At 53.6% G+C, this 13,990-nt stretch carries 15 protein-coding genes and 1 pseudogene; 13 read left to right on the top strand and 3 right to left on the bottom strand.

Annotated features, from left to right (window positions below):
• Nucleotides 1-47 precede the first annotated feature (47 nt).
• Nucleotides 48-1,280: an aminopeptidase gene (locus tag AC27KL_RS25930; protein ID WP_339324987.1), complete on the bottom strand. Its 1,233-nt coding sequence runs from the start codon at nt 1,278-1,280 to the stop codon at nt 48-50.
• A gap of 214 nt (nt 1,281-1,494) precedes the next feature.
• Here AC27KL_RS25930 and AC27KL_RS25925 point away from each other — a divergent pair, with 214 nt between their 5' ends.
• From AC27KL_RS25925 to AC27KL_RS25900, 6 genes and pseudogenes are all read left to right on the top strand, one after another.
• On the top strand, nt 1,495-1,761 hold the full coding sequence (locus AC27KL_RS25925; protein ID WP_339324986.1) for a hypothetical protein: 267 nt from the start codon (nt 1,495-1,497) through the stop codon (nt 1,759-1,761).
• A gap of 51 nt (nt 1,762-1,812) precedes the next feature.
• The gene (locus AC27KL_RS25920; RefSeq protein WP_036712113.1) at nt 1,813-2,073 is read left to right on the top strand and encodes a metal-sensitive transcriptional regulator; all 261 of its coding nucleotides are present in this window, start codon (nt 1,813-1,815) and stop codon (nt 2,071-2,073) included.
• 36 nt (nt 2,074-2,109) lie between these two features.
• Nucleotides 2,110-2,577 (top strand): annotated as a pseudogene (gene lspA, locus AC27KL_RS25915) (signal peptidase II); the annotation flags it as partial.
• Between the two features lie 31 nt (nt 2,578-2,608).
• A complete protein-coding gene (locus tag AC27KL_RS25910; protein ID WP_339324985.1) occupies nt 2,609-3,172 on the top strand; it encodes a nitroreductase family protein in 564 nt (187 codons plus the stop codon).
• A 123-nt stretch (nt 3,173-3,295) separates the two neighbouring features.
• Entirely contained in the window at nt 3,296-4,543 is a 1,248-nt protein-coding gene (locus AC27KL_RS25905; protein ID WP_339324984.1) for a DUF445 domain-containing protein, read from the top strand.
• Nucleotides 4,544-4,580: 37 nt separating this feature from the next.
• Nucleotides 4,581-5,489: an aldo/keto reductase gene (locus tag AC27KL_RS25900; RefSeq protein ID WP_339324983.1), complete on the top strand. Its 909-nt coding sequence runs from the start codon at nt 4,581-4,583 to the stop codon at nt 5,487-5,489.
• Nucleotides 5,490-5,571: 82 nt separating this feature from the next.
• Here the strand turns inward: AC27KL_RS25900 and def are convergent, their stop codons facing one another.
• Both def and AC27KL_RS25890 read right to left on the bottom strand, forming a co-directional pair.
• Nucleotides 5,572-6,084, bottom strand: a complete 513-nt coding sequence (def, locus tag AC27KL_RS25895) for a peptide deformylase (RefSeq protein WP_339324982.1) — start codon at nt 6,082-6,084, stop codon at nt 5,572-5,574.
• Between the two features lie 24 nt (nt 6,085-6,108).
• On the bottom strand, nt 6,109-6,348 hold the full coding sequence (locus AC27KL_RS25890) for a helix-turn-helix domain-containing protein (protein WP_036712122.1): 240 nt from the start codon (nt 6,346-6,348) through the stop codon (nt 6,109-6,111).
• Between the two features lie 170 nt (nt 6,349-6,518).
• Here AC27KL_RS25890 and AC27KL_RS25885 point away from each other — a divergent pair, with 170 nt between their 5' ends.
• The 7 genes from AC27KL_RS25885 to AC27KL_RS25855 all read left to right on the top strand — a co-directional run bounded on the left by AC27KL_RS25885 (nt 6,519) and on the right by AC27KL_RS25855 (nt 13,896).
• A complete protein-coding gene (locus AC27KL_RS25885) occupies nt 6,519-6,650 on the top strand; it encodes a hypothetical protein (protein WP_487171598.1) in 132 nt (43 codons plus the stop codon).
• 106 nt (nt 6,651-6,756) lie between these two features.
• Nucleotides 6,757-8,451 carry a M3 family oligoendopeptidase gene (locus tag AC27KL_RS25880; protein WP_339324981.1) on the top strand — a complete coding sequence of 565 codons (1,695 nt, stop codon included), beginning with the start codon at nt 6,757-6,759 and terminating at the stop codon, nt 8,449-8,451.
• 320 nt (nt 8,452-8,771) lie between these two features.
• Complete coding sequence (locus tag AC27KL_RS25875; RefSeq protein ID WP_036709848.1) at nt 8,772-9,209, top strand: Hsp20/alpha crystallin family protein; 438 nt, start codon at nt 8,772-8,774, stop codon at nt 9,207-9,209.
• A gap of 206 nt (nt 9,210-9,415) precedes the next feature.
• Nucleotides 9,416-10,576, top strand: coding sequence for a type III polyketide synthase (locus AC27KL_RS25870; protein ID WP_487171597.1), 1,161 nt, complete (start codon nt 9,416-9,418; stop codon nt 10,574-10,576).
• Entirely contained in the window at nt 10,569-11,306 is a 738-nt protein-coding gene (locus AC27KL_RS25865) for a methyltransferase domain-containing protein (protein ID WP_487171596.1), read from the top strand. The genes AC27KL_RS25870 and AC27KL_RS25865 overlap by 8 nt, the downstream gene beginning before the upstream one ends.
• 15 nt (nt 11,307-11,321) lie before the next feature.
• On the top strand, nt 11,322-12,485 hold the full coding sequence (locus AC27KL_RS25860) for an NAD(P)/FAD-dependent oxidoreductase (protein WP_487171595.1): 1,164 nt from the start codon (nt 11,322-11,324) through the stop codon (nt 12,483-12,485).
• Nucleotides 12,478-13,896 carry an MMPL family transporter gene (locus AC27KL_RS25855; protein WP_487171594.1) on the top strand — a complete coding sequence of 473 codons (1,419 nt, stop codon included), beginning with the start codon at nt 12,478-12,480 and terminating at the stop codon, nt 13,894-13,896. Before AC27KL_RS25860 ends, AC27KL_RS25855 begins: the two co-directional genes overlap by 8 nt.
• Nucleotides 13,897-13,990 lie beyond the last annotated feature (94 nt).

The raw sequence follows: 13,990 nt of genomic DNA, 5'->3' as shown, positions 1-13,990 counted from the left end.
GGTTGACATCGTATGCGTTTGGCATTGATGCGTTTTGGAGACAAGTATTAAAATGCCCAGTTTCCGTTTTTAAATACGGGTTCTTCTTTTCCGTCCGCCGTAATGCCGAAAATGTCCATTTCACCCGAGCCGATCATAAAATCGACATGCGTCACGCTGGTGTTCAGCCCGCGTTCGCTAAGCTGCTCCTGCGTCATGTCTTTGCCGCCTTCGAGACAGAACGCGTACGCGCTGCCGATCGCCAAATGGTTGGAAGCATTTTCGTCGAACAGCGTGTTGAAGTACAAAATGTTGGACTCGGAAATCGGAGACTGATGCGGCACGAGGGCAACCTCGCCCAAATAGTGGGAGCCTTCGTCCATTTCCACCAGGTGCTCGAGCACCTGCTGGCCTTCTTCGGCCTCCACCTTGACGATTCTTCCGTTTTCGAACGTAATGGTGAACTTATCGATGATGTTGCCGCCGTAGCTGAGCGGTTTCGTGCTGCTGACATATCCGTTTACGCCGGTTTTCAGCGGAGCGGTAAACACTTCTTCGGTCGGCATGTTGGCCACGAAGCTGTGTCCCTTTTCGTTGAAGCTTTCTCCGGCAGCCCAAATATGGCCTTCCGGGAGCTCGATCGTCAGGTCGGTGCCCGGTGCTATGTAATGCAGTTTTTTATATTTCTTTTCGTTCAGGATTTTCGATTTTTCATCCAATGTTTTCAGATGTTCGGTCCATGCTTCCACGGGGTTGTCCTGGTCGACGCGAACCGTATGGAAAATGGCATCCCACAGCTTTTGCACGCGTTCTTCCTTCGGCGCGTCCGGGAACACTTTGTCGGCCCATTCCGGCGACGGAACCGCGATCAGGCACCAGCTGAATTTGTCGGCTTGCTGGTAAGCGCGGTATTTGGTCATCGCTTGGCCTCTCGCTTTTTGGTTCGCGGCAATCCGCTCCTGTTTGATGCCCTTGAGCAAATCCGGATTTTCAGCGAGCACGTGCAGGACGGCTGCGCCTCTTTCCGCCAGTTCGGTCATTTCGCCCGCATACCATTTCGGCGCTTCGGAGAATACCTCATCAGCGGCATGCTCGTATTTGAGCCGCGTGATTTTTTCGTCGTTCCAGTTGACGCGGACCTCGCTGGCTCCCGCCTGATATGCTTTTTCGGTGATCATGCGCACGAACTCCGCAGATTCGACCGGCGCATTCACTACGAGAATTTGTCCTTGCTGGACGTTGACGCCGACTCTGACGGCCAGATCGGCATATTTGTTCAAATTTTCTTGAAAGCTGGCCATATTTTGTCCCTCCAATATTGATCGTCTTCTCCCGCGATGCAGTCTGAACACCACTTTTTCGCTCCACCGGCTCAAGACGTCACCGACTCAAGCGATGGTTTTTCTATTGTACTAAATCGGATGACATATTGAAAATATGTTCGCGTTGGATGGAAAGAATACCGGACATGGTATACTATAGATACATGGAAAAGCAAAAAAGGAGAACAGATCTATGGAATACCAAATCATAAAAGCAGACATGGCGCAGGACGAAGAAAAACATTACCTCGGTCATGTGACGTTTACCCTCGCAGGTCACCAGTCGCAATACGAAATTACGCTGTTCAGCAAAAACGGCAAGGATTGGGATTACAGCCTGAACTTTGTGGGAGAGTCCGGGATCGAAGAGGAGTTCCTCAAGGCGGACGAGCTTCTTGAAGAAGATGACGACATGTTCGACGCGTTGGTCGATGCAGCGATGGAATCCATGGCGAAATAAGGAGTCGCTGCCCGCGCTCTTTCAAATTAGTCAAGGAAAGGATGGTTCGGCATGAATTACGATGATAACGTGGTCCGGCGCTTAAAGCGGCTCGAAGGTCAGATTCGCGGAGTGCTCGGCATGATGGAAGAAGGAAAAGACTGCAAGGATGTCGTCGCGCAGTTGTCCGCCGTCCGCAGCGCAACCGACAAAGCGATGGCATATATCGTTGCGACCAATCTGGAGCAGTGCATCCTCGAGGAGCGCGCCAAAGGAAACGACACCGGCGGGCTGGTTAAGGAAGCGGTGGAGCTTTTAATCAAAAGCCGGTAGGAGAGGCGGCCTTACAAAGCAAAAACAAGGAGGGAATCTATGGCTTTCTACATTTTGGCGCTTGTTGTTTTGCTCGTGGATCAAGGCTCAAAATGGTGGGTGCGCACCCATATGTTTGTCGGGGAACAGCGGAATGTCTTTATCCCGTACCTTCATTTTGAATATTATCAAAATAGCGGGGCGGCCTTCAGTTCGTTCCAAGGGTACGGCAAATGGTTTGCGTACCTGGCGATCGTGGTGGTGGGAGCCCTGATCTATTACCGCATTAAGGGAGCCATCCGCGGCATGGTGCTGGAACTGGCGGCCGGTTTTCTCGCCGGGGGAGCGCTTGGCAATGCCCTGGACCGTCTCATGTACGGCAAGGTGACCGATTTTCTCGTGTGGGGGTCCCGTTCGGGCATCATGAACATCGCCGATCTGGCCATCAATGCCGGCGTGGTGTTGTTCATCTTCGGCATGCTGCTGCGCGGCTGGCAGGAGAAACGGAGCTATTCTTTCAAATAACGCAATAAACGAATGGAAGAGGAAGAGACGAATGGAACAGGTCAAAAAATCGCAACTTGCCCAAATCATCAGGGAAAGACGGTCCGTGAAAACCGGGTATAAGGACGATCCCGTACCGCAGGAACTGGTGCTCGAATTGCTCAACGACGCGGTCTATGCGCCGACCCACAAGCTTCGCGAGCCGTGGAGGTTCATCTTCGTGCCGACCGATGCGAAGCCGTTTTTCGCGATCGAAATGGCTCAGCATTACCCGGACGAGATGTTCGAATACCGCGTCAAATATTTTAACGAACCTGCTGCTTATCTGATCGTCGTCATGACGGATGCCGAAAATGAAAAACAGCGGGACGAGGATTACGGGGCCGTCTGTTCGATGATCCAAAATTTCCAGCTGCTGGCCTGGGAGCGCGGGCTCGGGTCCGTCTGGAAAACGAATCCGCACATTTACGATCCGAACGTCAAGGAAGCACTCGGGATACAACCGGACGAAAAAATTGCCGGATTTCTGCATCTCGGATTTTTTCACGAGGCGCCGGAGGGACAACCGAGAACGCCTGCGGAAGAGAAATTCACGGTGTACAAGCCGAGGTTATGAGGTTGGCGGAGCTCCCGTTTCATCGGGAGTTTTTCTGTTTGCCGGTTAGATGCCGAAGCGCTTCGGGCCGCTTGTGGGTACAATAGAATTAGATCATGGATACATAGAGCGGAGGGATTAAACTTGAAATCGAGATATTTGGCAGGAACCTCCCTGGCCGTCATGGGGGCGGGGTTTCTGATCACCTTGTTTTTGCCTCAAAATATAGCGGTTCGCTTATTGCAAGGAGGGTTTGAAGCCGGATTGGTCGGCGGTTTTGCCGACTGGTTTGCGGTCACGGCCTTATTCCGCCATCCGATGGGCATCCCGATTCCCCATACGTCCCTGCTGCTGAAAAACCGCAATAAAATCGTCAATTCGCTGATTTCGGCCCTTGAAACGGAACTGCTGAACAAGGAAAGCATTACGGGACGATTGCGGCAGATGAAGCTGTTTAAAGGGATTTCGTCGGGTCTATTGAAGCTGATCGCCAAAAAGGAAATCCGGCTGAAGGTCATTGATTCACTGACCGAGGCCGTCCGGCAGCTGCCGGTGGACAAAATGACGCCTTCCGCGCAAAAGCTGCTGATCGATTTCGTGGGTAAGCAGGATTTATCGCCGATGCTTGAAGCGGCATCCAAGCAGGCTTTCCGCAGTCAGCTGGATGAAAAGGCATTAAATTTCGTGTTGAATTTTGCCGGACGCTGGGTCAGCCGCCCCGAAAACGAATATATGCTGGGACAGCTGGCGCTAAGCAAGCTGCAGGAAGTCCAGCTGAGCGGGATGAAGGGATTTGCGCTGCAGGCGATGCTGGGATTCATGAGCGAAGAGAAGCTTGGCAACATTCTGAAAAACCTGATTCAGTCCACTTTGCATGAATTGGCGCACGAAAGCAGCCCGGTCCGCCAGCGCATTCTGACGGAGGTGCGGCAGCAGGTGACCGGTTTTGCGGAAAATCCGGAAGTCGCCGAGCGCCTTAAAACATGGATCAACGATAAAATTGCGGCTCCCGGCACCGAGGAATGGATGCTGCGAAAGCTCGAAGAAATCCGGGATCGCGTGCTTGCGGCTTTGGGGCAGGAACGGGAAAACGGAGGACGCAGCATCGTTAAGCTGTATCGTTGGACGGCGAACATGCTCCGGGACAAGGAAGACATGATGGCCCGCTGGGAGCAGGGAACATTATCCCTGATCGTGAAGGCGGTCGAAGCCAACTATTACCGGATCGGTCTGCTCGTGCGCGAAAACCTCGATCAGCTCGACGATCAGTCGCTGGTGAAGATGCTTGAAGAGAAAGTAGGCAGCGATTTGCAGTGGATCCGGGTCAACGGGGCCATTTGCGGCTTTTTGATCGGTCTCGTATTAACGGTCGTTCACATGCTGATTGCCTGACCATGGGAAAAAGCGATAACGGAGAGGAGTATGAATGATGAAAAAAAATCGCTTGGGATCATCGGATTTGTACGTTAGCGAAATCGGACTGGGCTGCATGTCGCTTGGGACGGAGGAAAAACCGGCGGAACGCCTTATCCACGCGGCGCTGGAACGGGGAATCAATTTTTTGGACACGGCGGATTTGTATGATGCGGGCCGGAACGAGGAAATCGTGGGCAAAGCGTTAAAAGGCCGCCGGGGCGACGTCGTGCTCGCGACCAAAGTGGGCAACCGGCGCATTCCCGGCAAGGAAGGCTGGAGCTGGGATCCTTCGAAAGCTTATATCAAAACGGCGGTAAAGGACAGCTTGCGCCGTCTGCAAACCGATTACATCGACCTGTATCAGCTGCACGGCGGCACGTTGGACGACCCGATCGATGAGACGATCGAGGCGTTCGAAGAATTGAAGCAGGAAGGCGTCATTCGTTATTACGGCATTTCCTCGATCCGCCCGAACGTGATCCGCGAATACGTCCAACGTTCGAACATCGTGTCGGTTATGAGCCAGTACAGCATCTTGGACCGCAGACCGGAGGAAGAAGTGCTGCCGCTGCTTGCGGAGCACGGCATCAGCGTCATTGCCCGCGGCCCCGTAGCCTCCGGCGTCCTGGCGGAAACGGGCGAAGGAAAAGCAGGCAAAGGGTATCTGGATTACGGGCCGGAAGAACTGCTGGACATCCGCCGCAAGCTGGAGGCGTTCATTCGTCCGGATCGCACCATGTCGCAGACCGCCATCCGCTATTCGCTTAGCCATCCGGCGGTAGCCGCGGCCATTCCGGGAGCCAGCTCGCTGGACCAGCTCATTCACAATGCGGATGCTGCCGCTGCGCCGGTATTAAGTCCGGAGGAGTTGGAGCAAATTCGCGGGATCAGCCGCGCGAACGTGTATACGGCACATCGGTAAACCGGAGTATGAATAAGAAACCGTTCCTGTTTTCTCTGAGAACAGGAACGGTTTCTTTTGTTGCCGGGAGTCCCAATAGCGCTTATTTTTGCGTAAGCTTGAGGACGCGCAGCAGGTCGGCTTTTTGTTTTGTCAACTCGTCGTAAAACTGTCCGTCCACGATGCGATCGATAAATAACACGCCGTCCAGATGATCGATTTCATGCTGTATGCAGCGGGCGAGATAACCATGACCCTCGATCACAACCGATTCGCCCGTCCGGGTCAGCGTTTTGACTTTGACGTAATCGGCCCGTTTTACGATCCCGGCATACCCGGGGTAAGAGAGGCAGGCCTCCGGACCGGTTTGCTCTCCGCTTGATTCGAGGATCACCGGATTGATCAATTCGACCAGCCCTTCCCCGCAATCCATGACGACCATTCGGCGCAAAACGCCGATTTGCGGAGCGGCCAGGCCGGCGCGTCCGTCTTCTGCGTACAGCGTATCCACCAAATCATCCAGGATCCGCAGCATTTTCGGGGTCAGCTGTTCGACCGGCTTGGCTTTTTTCCGGAGCACCGGATCTCCAAAAGGAAGTATTTCTCTTTCTGCCACTTTGATGAACCTCCCGATGATGAATTAAGCGCCTTGCATGTTCGTAGGCGTATGAACCCATAAATCCCCGGTCGTACACTCCAAAGCCGTGCAGAGCGCATCCAACGTTTCGGCTTTCATTTGTTTGGGCTGTCCGCGCAGCAATGCGCTGATGGAAGGAGGGGAGAGCTCATATCCGGCTTTTTCCTTCAGCAATCTTGCCAATTCGGCGCCCGACCAAATGCCCTTTTGGGCCATAACCTGCCGAAGCATCCACACAAGCATCCATGTCATCCCCTTTCACAAAACGATTTTTTAGGTGCTGCCTAAATAAATGATCTGCCACCTAATTTACCACGAATAAAATCCAACAAGCAACCATCTGAAATCATTTGACGTCAAGGAACAATAGGCTTTTAATGATAATAAATTGTATGATTCGGGAGGCTTGAAGGGTGAAACATATCAATTGGAGAAAACTGGCTTTTACTGTGGGGAAATTGCTGGCCATCATCGTTCTCCTGCTTCTCGGATTATTTTTCAGCGTTCAACTCGCGGTCATCGTGCTTTTATGGTCAGCGGGCTGACGGCTGTAGAAAGTCAACATTAAATTTTTTTGAACGGTGGTAGAATCTTCTTCTCATCTCCATGTATAATAGACATGATCCTAAGGATGAGAGGAAGTGTCAACGAATGAAATTCAGCGAATACAAATATGAGCGTCCGGATATCGAGTCGATCAAGGAACAGTTCGGACAGCTCGTGCAACGGTTCGAATCCGCCGAGCGGCTGGAAGATCAGGAGCAGGTTTTGTCCGAGATCAACCATCTCCGCGGGGAAGTGGATTCGATGGCACAGATCGTAACGGTCCGCCATTCGGTCGATACGAACGATCCGTTTTACAAAGCCGAACAGGACTATATTGACGAAGTCGTGCCAATCTATCAGGAATACATAACCGATTTTTACCGTGCGCTGGTAAATTCCAAGTTCAGGGCGGAGCTTGAGGCCAAATGGGGCACCCAACTGTTCCAGCTCGCCGAGCTGGCCCTCAAAACGTTCAGCCCCGAGATCATCGAAGATCTCCAACTGGAAAACAAGCTGGCCACTGAATATGCGCAGCTGATCGCCTCCGCGAAAATTCCGTTTGAAGGCGAAGAGCGTACGCTGACCCAACTCACTCCGTTCGAACTGTCGACGGACCGCGATGTGCGCCGCCGGGCATCGGAAGCCCGCTACCGGTTCATGGCCGAACATGAGGCGGATTTCGACCGCATCTATGACGAGCTCGTCAAGGTGCGCACGCGTATCGCGCATAAGCTGGGCTACAAAAACTTCGTCGAGCTGGCTTACGTTCGGATGAACCGCACGGATTACAACGCCGAAATGGTCGCCAATTTCCGTAAGCAGGTTCTCGAGCATATCGTTCCGGTGGCGACCCGGCTCAAAGAACGCCAGCGTCAGCGGATCGGCGTGGATCAATTGTACATCTACGACGACGGTTTCAGTTTCAAAACCGGAAATGCCGCGCCTAAAGGAGATCCGGACTGGATTTTGGAACGCGGCGTGAAAATGTATTCCGAGCTGTCGCCTGAAACGAAGGAATTTTTCGACTTTATGGTGGAAAACGGCCTAATGGATCTCGTCAGCAAGAAAGGCAAGCAGGGCGGAGGTTATTGCACGTACATCAGTAAATACGGCGCGCCGTTTATTTTCTCGAACTTCAACGGCACGTCCGGAGACATCGACGTCCTCACGCACGAAGCGGGCCATGCGTTCCAGGTATATTCCAGCCGCCATTTCGAGGTGCCGGAATACCACTGGCCGACGTACGAAGCAGCAGAAATCCACTCCATGAGCATGGAGTTTTTCACTTGGCCTTGGATGAATCTGTTCTTCGAGGAAGACACGGAGAAATACAAATTCGATCATTTGAGCAGCGCGCTTCTGTTTGTTCCTTACGGCGTGTCCGTCGACGAATTCCAGCACTTTGTGTATGAGAATCCGGATGCGACGCCGGCGGAGCGCAAGCAGGCTTGGCGCGAAATCGAGAAGAAATACCTGCCTCACCGCAATTTCGGAGGCAACGATTATCTGGAACGCGGCGGATTCTGGCATAAGCAGGGCCATATTTTCCAATCGCCGTTTTATTACATCGACTACACGCTGGCGCAGCTGTGCGCATTCCAGTTCTGGAAACGCATGAACGAAGACTACAAGGCTGCCTGGGCCGATTACTTGAAGCTCTGCAAAGCGGGCGGAAGCCAATCGTTTACGGGCTTGGTCGAATATGCAGGCTTGAAGTCGCCGTTTGAAGACGGCTGCGTGGCGTCGGTCATCGGAGACATTGAAAACTGGCTCAATCAGGTGGACGATTCCGTTCTTTAATCCGGCCTATAGAGCCTGAATTCAAAATTGGCAACAACCCCAAAACGTCTGCGCTTCATCCGAAGGCAGGCGTTTTTTCGTGCGTTCATAAAAGTCAAAGAAAGTCAAAGACAATTAAAGTCAAATAAAGTCAAATTCTCAAATTCGCCTTCTACCGCTTAAAATCGCCGGATTTCATACAAGATCGACTTTGCCCGAAAGCTGCAAGAAACGTACAATATAACTGTAAGGTTCATCGCCGAATGAACCAAAATATTGCGCAGGTTGGCCGGCAATGAAGGCCGATTTTGCAAATTCATAAACCAAAGGAGGAACACGGTATGTTTGATTTGATTCCTTTCCAACGTAGAAGCGATGTCTTCTTTAACAGCATGATGAAATCTTTTAACGATATATTCGATTCCTTCGGAGTAACTGAATTCGGCACGAAACCATTCCGCGCGGATCTTCGCGAAACCGAAAAGGCGTATTACGTCGACGCGGAACTTCCGGGCTTCGAGAAAGACGATATCCGAATCGAACTGAAGAAGGATGAATTGATCATTTCCGCTAAACGAAACGACATGTTCGAAACGAAAGACGAGGATCAAAAAGTGATCCGCCGCGAGCGTCATTACGGCGAATTCGTCCGCCGGTTCTATCTTGACCGCGCAGACGGCAACGGGGTGCGGGCCAAACTGGAAAACGGCGTGCTCCGCATCGAAATTCCGAAAAAAGCGCAGGATACGGACGGCACGAAACGCATTTCCATTGAATAAGTTTCGAATTGATGAACATGATGGGGCGTATTCCGGGAAAACCGGATACGTCCTTTTTTGCATAGTTGCTTGATGTAGCATATTCTATCTTTTTTTCGAATAAACTTGTCTCACCATAACTTATTTTAGGAAGTAACGGTACGATCATGTCAACGCCGGTGAACGGCGTCTGAATACGGTTTTCGAAGAGAGGGGCGGAGTCGCAGATGATGGCATCCGTATACGCGGGCAGAACGGCGGTCACCGGGATCGGGACAAGCATCCCGCCGTACAAGCTGCAGCAGGATGAAGTTTTTGAGAGAATCGCGGAGTCCTGCCGAGATGATTTGGACATCACGCGATGGGCCCGAAGAATTTTCAGGCAATGCGGCGTCGAAACGCGTTATACGTGCGAACCGGAGTTTTTGGAGCCGGCGGGAAAATGCCGTTATTTGCCTGACCGGCCCGGCATGCCGGTTCCGTCGACGGCGCACCGGATGAATACATATGAACGGGAATCGGTCCCGCTTGCCGTCCACGCGGCCCGGGAAGCGATGGCGGATGCCGGGATCGGCCCGGCAAACGTCACGCATCTGATTACAGTGAGCTGTACGGGACAGTTTCTGCCCGGATTGGATTCCATGCTCGTCCAGGAATTGGGATTGCCTTGGCGGGTGAACCGCATCCCATTCGTGTTTCAAGGCTGCCATGCCGGGCTAAAAGCCGTCCAGCTCGCCAGAACGATCGCCGAAAGCGATGCGGATTACAAGGTGCTGATCGTCTGCGTCGAGCTTTGCACCATCCATTTCCAGCCGCCGACCTCCCGCGAAACGCTGTTCGGGGCGTCCTTTTTCGGAGACGGCGCATCGGCGTGCATCGTCGAAACCGCCGCCGACGGTCAGGAGCACATATTCCGGCTTGGACAAGGGCATGCCGTGCTGGTTCCGGATTCGCGGGAGGAGATGATCTGGAGGGTTGGAGACCGGGGATTCGATCTGTATCTGTCCCCAGACATCCCCAAACGGCTGAAATCTTTCCTCCGCGAAGAGGCAGAAATGCTGCTTGGCAAGCGGAGTTTGCCGTCGCTGTGGGCCATCCATCCCGGAGGGCGGGGCATCATAGACGCCGTGCGGGAGATGTTTGCCTTGGAGGAATCTCAGGTTTCATACAGCCGCAACGTCTTGAAAAATTTCGGGAACCTGTCGTCGGCCACGATTTTGTTTGTCCTGAAAGAAATGAAATCCGAGCTGGCCAGACAGGAGATCGATCGGGCCGATGGCATTTCGCTTGCTTTTGGTCCGGGATTAACGGCGGAGCTGATGGCGTTTACTTATTTATCAAAAGCGGAAGCGGTACAATCGGCGGGGAGTGAAGGCGCATATGTTTAAAGCGCTCGACGGCCGTTCGTCCCAAGAAGAATACATGGACGATTTTGATGCAGGCGGCAAGGAACTGGAGGAAGCGCTCCGCCATCTACGACTGCTTAATCGGATATTCGCAGCCTCTGGACCGGTATTAAGCGGCGTGAAGGAATTATGGAGGCGTTCAGGCTGCCCGAACGACCTTCATGTGATGGATATCGGAGCAGGTTCGGGGGAATTGAACCGCCGAATTCTCCGCTGGGCCGATCGCAACGGCATCCGGATCCGCATGACGTTGGTAGACATGACCGATGAAGCTTGCCGCGAAGCCAGTCGGATATTTACGGACGAACCTCGCGTCCGTGCGATCAGACGAAACGTGTTCGACGTTGACGAGTCGGCGGCCGATATGCTTATATGTTCGCAATTTCTGCACCACTTTCCGGACGAGCGGCTGGCGGAAGTGACGGGACATATGCTGAAATCCGCAAGGCTCGGCATCGTCATCAGCGACATTCACCGCCATTGGCTGGCCTGGTCCGCGGTTTGGCTGGCAGCCCGCATCTTCTCCAAAAACCGTTATATCCGCCATGACGGGCCGCTTTCCGTCGCGAAAGGATTTCAAGCCAAGGATTGGAACAGGTTAAGCGAGGCGATCAAGCAGCATGGAAGCTATGATTTGAAATACCGGTGGAAACCGTTGTTTCGGTATACGGTCGTGATTTTCAAAAAAGGACACGCAGGGAACAAATGTTGAGGGGGGGACGCCGAAATGCCGGACGCGGTGGTAATAGGGGGAGGACTGGCCGGAAGCAGTCTGGCAATCCGTCTCGGCAGCCTCGGATGGAACACCATGTTGTTCGACCGGCTCCGTTTTCCCAGGCATAAAGCCTGCGGAGAATTCCTTTCGCCGGAAACGCTCGAAGTATTCAAGGAACTTGGCGTTTATGAGGCGCTGAAGGCGCTGCAGCCTGGCCGAATCACGAAGGCGCGGATCGTTTTCAGGCATGGGGGCGTCGTCGAAGCCAAGCTGGAGCAACCTGCATGGGGCTTAAGCCGGTATGAAATGGATGCGGTTCTGCTCGAGGCTGCGGAAAAAGCCGGCACACAAGTGTATACCGGAACGTCGGTATCCAGCATCGCCGCCGATTCGGGGGCATTTCGCATCGGCATCCGCTCGGCGGGAGGGACCAACATCCTGTATGCCCGTACCGTTTTTGCCGCTTGGGGAGTACATCCACGAACGGAACTGGCGGCACGACCGGCAAAAAGGCGCGGAAGAACAGCCTATATCGGAATCAAGGCCCATTTCGGCGGAGTAGCCACCGATCAGGCGGTGGAGCTTTATTTTATCAGGCATGGCTATATCGGCATTTCGCCCGTCGAAGGGGGGAAAACGAACGTCGCGGCTCTCCTGCCGCTGGACCGGATCCGGCGTAAAGGCAACTCCGTGCGGGAGCTCCTGCTATCGGCTGCAGCCGATAACAAGCAGCTCGCGGAGCGGCTGGCCGGTGGGACGGTGATCCCGGATTCGGAGGTATCGATTGCCCCTGTCTATTTGTCCTTGGAGCCGGACGTTTGGGGAATCGTCCCCCAGATTGGCGATGCCGGCGCGATGATCCCGCCGTTGTTTGGCGATGGCATGTCCGCCGCGCTGCGATCGGCAGGGAGATGCGCCCATTACGGCGATAAGTACCTCCGGAACGCCATGAGCATGGAAGAGTGGTACCGCGCATATCGACTTGACATGCAAAAGGAATATGCATCGATTTTGAGCTTAGGACGCCGACTGCAGGCGTTGGCCAACATGCCGGTTGTTCCGCGAATTTTCACGGCCTGCGCACGCATGTTCCCTCAGCTGGGCGATGCGGTGGTCAAGTCCACCCGGATGGGTCCGCAAACCCCGCCGGAAAACGGGGATGACGGGCATGGGTGAGTGGTTGTCTCGGTTCGTATATCGCCATTCGGGTGCAATCGCGGCATGCTGGATGGCGATTTTTGTTATATTCGGATCGTTTTCGGCACGGCTCCCTTCCATCGTCCAAGGCCCCGGCTTATACACCAAAGGCAGCTCGTACGAAGTACAGCGGCTCCTTGAGGAAAACGGCGGCATGCCGGAAGATCCGGTGATCGTCGTGTTCCAAAGGCAGCCAACCGTTTCGCATGCCCGATTTTCAGAGATTATCGATGATACCTTGAAGAGACTGGCCGTACTGGACGGAGTTGCATTCGTGCAGTCTCCGCTGAAACATCGCGAGCAGATGGCAAAGGATGCAGCATATGCCCTCATTGGAACGGATGAGCCCCCGGGAGAGCGCAAAAATCTATTGAACCGGATTCGGGACCGACTGCCGCATCTCGAAGGCATCACGATCCAATTGACGGGGAAAACGGTGGTCCAGGAGGATGTCAATCAAGCGAGCATGCATGATTTCAAACGGGCGGAACGTTTCGGGATTCCGCTTGCTTTCCTCATTTTATTGCTTTCGTTCGGCGGTTTCTGGTATGCGCTGCTTCCCGTTCTGATGGGATTGCTTTCCGTTTCAACGGCGATGGGCTTCATAGCGATGCTGGGCACCGCTTTCGATCTCGAGCTGTCCAATTTCATCCTGAACGTCATTCCGATGACCGGGCTGGCGCTATGCCTGGACTTCGCCTTTATTATGACGAACCGTTTCCGGGAAGAGCTGGGGAGGGGCCATCCGGAAAAAGCGTTGCAGGTAACGCTTCGCACTTCGGGAAGAGCGGTTTATGTTTCGAGCGCATGCGTCTTAGGCGGATTGGTTGCCGTCGCTTTCATCCCCATGCCGATGTTCCGGAGCGCATCCCTTAGCGCCATCATCGTCGTGATCCTGTCGGCGGCCGTAAATTTAAGCCTGGTGCCGGCGCTGCTGCGATTCATTACACCGTGGCTGGTACGGAAGCGGGCCGGACAAGCATTCCCGGACGACCGAAGCCGCAGGTTTTGGGCTCTTTGGGCGGAAAGGGTGATGCGTAGACCGGGGAGGGTATTGCTGGCCGGATGCTGCCTCATGATGCTATTGCTTTTTCCCGCATTGCGGATGACCACGGCGGTTCCGGATGCACGTTCCCTCCCTCCCGAAACGGAATCAAGAAAAGCCGATGAAGCGATCCGCACGTATTTTCGGCAGGATGGCGTCTCGGAGGTGCTGCTTGCCATGCAGCCTTCAGGAAGGGGATTTACGCCCGAAGAACGCAAGGAAGCGGCAGCCTGGATCAAGCGGATCCAAAACGACGTTTCGGTTATTGGCATCAAACCATTGCCGGTACCCGTTTTCAAGGCCAATTCCTATTTAGTTTCCCCTGAAAAAGTCAGGGTGTTTTGAGCATAATTAAAAGGAATTCAGCACCTCAAAATGGAAATTGTTATTGACGAGATAACAAAGTTCCACACCCCGAGGGAAGAATTCCTTTGCTATA

Source organism: Paenibacillus sp. YAE3 (assembly GCF_057546105.1).
The sequence above is the reverse complement of the archived record's forward strand: the minus strand, read 5'-3'. Positions and strand labels throughout refer to the sequence as shown.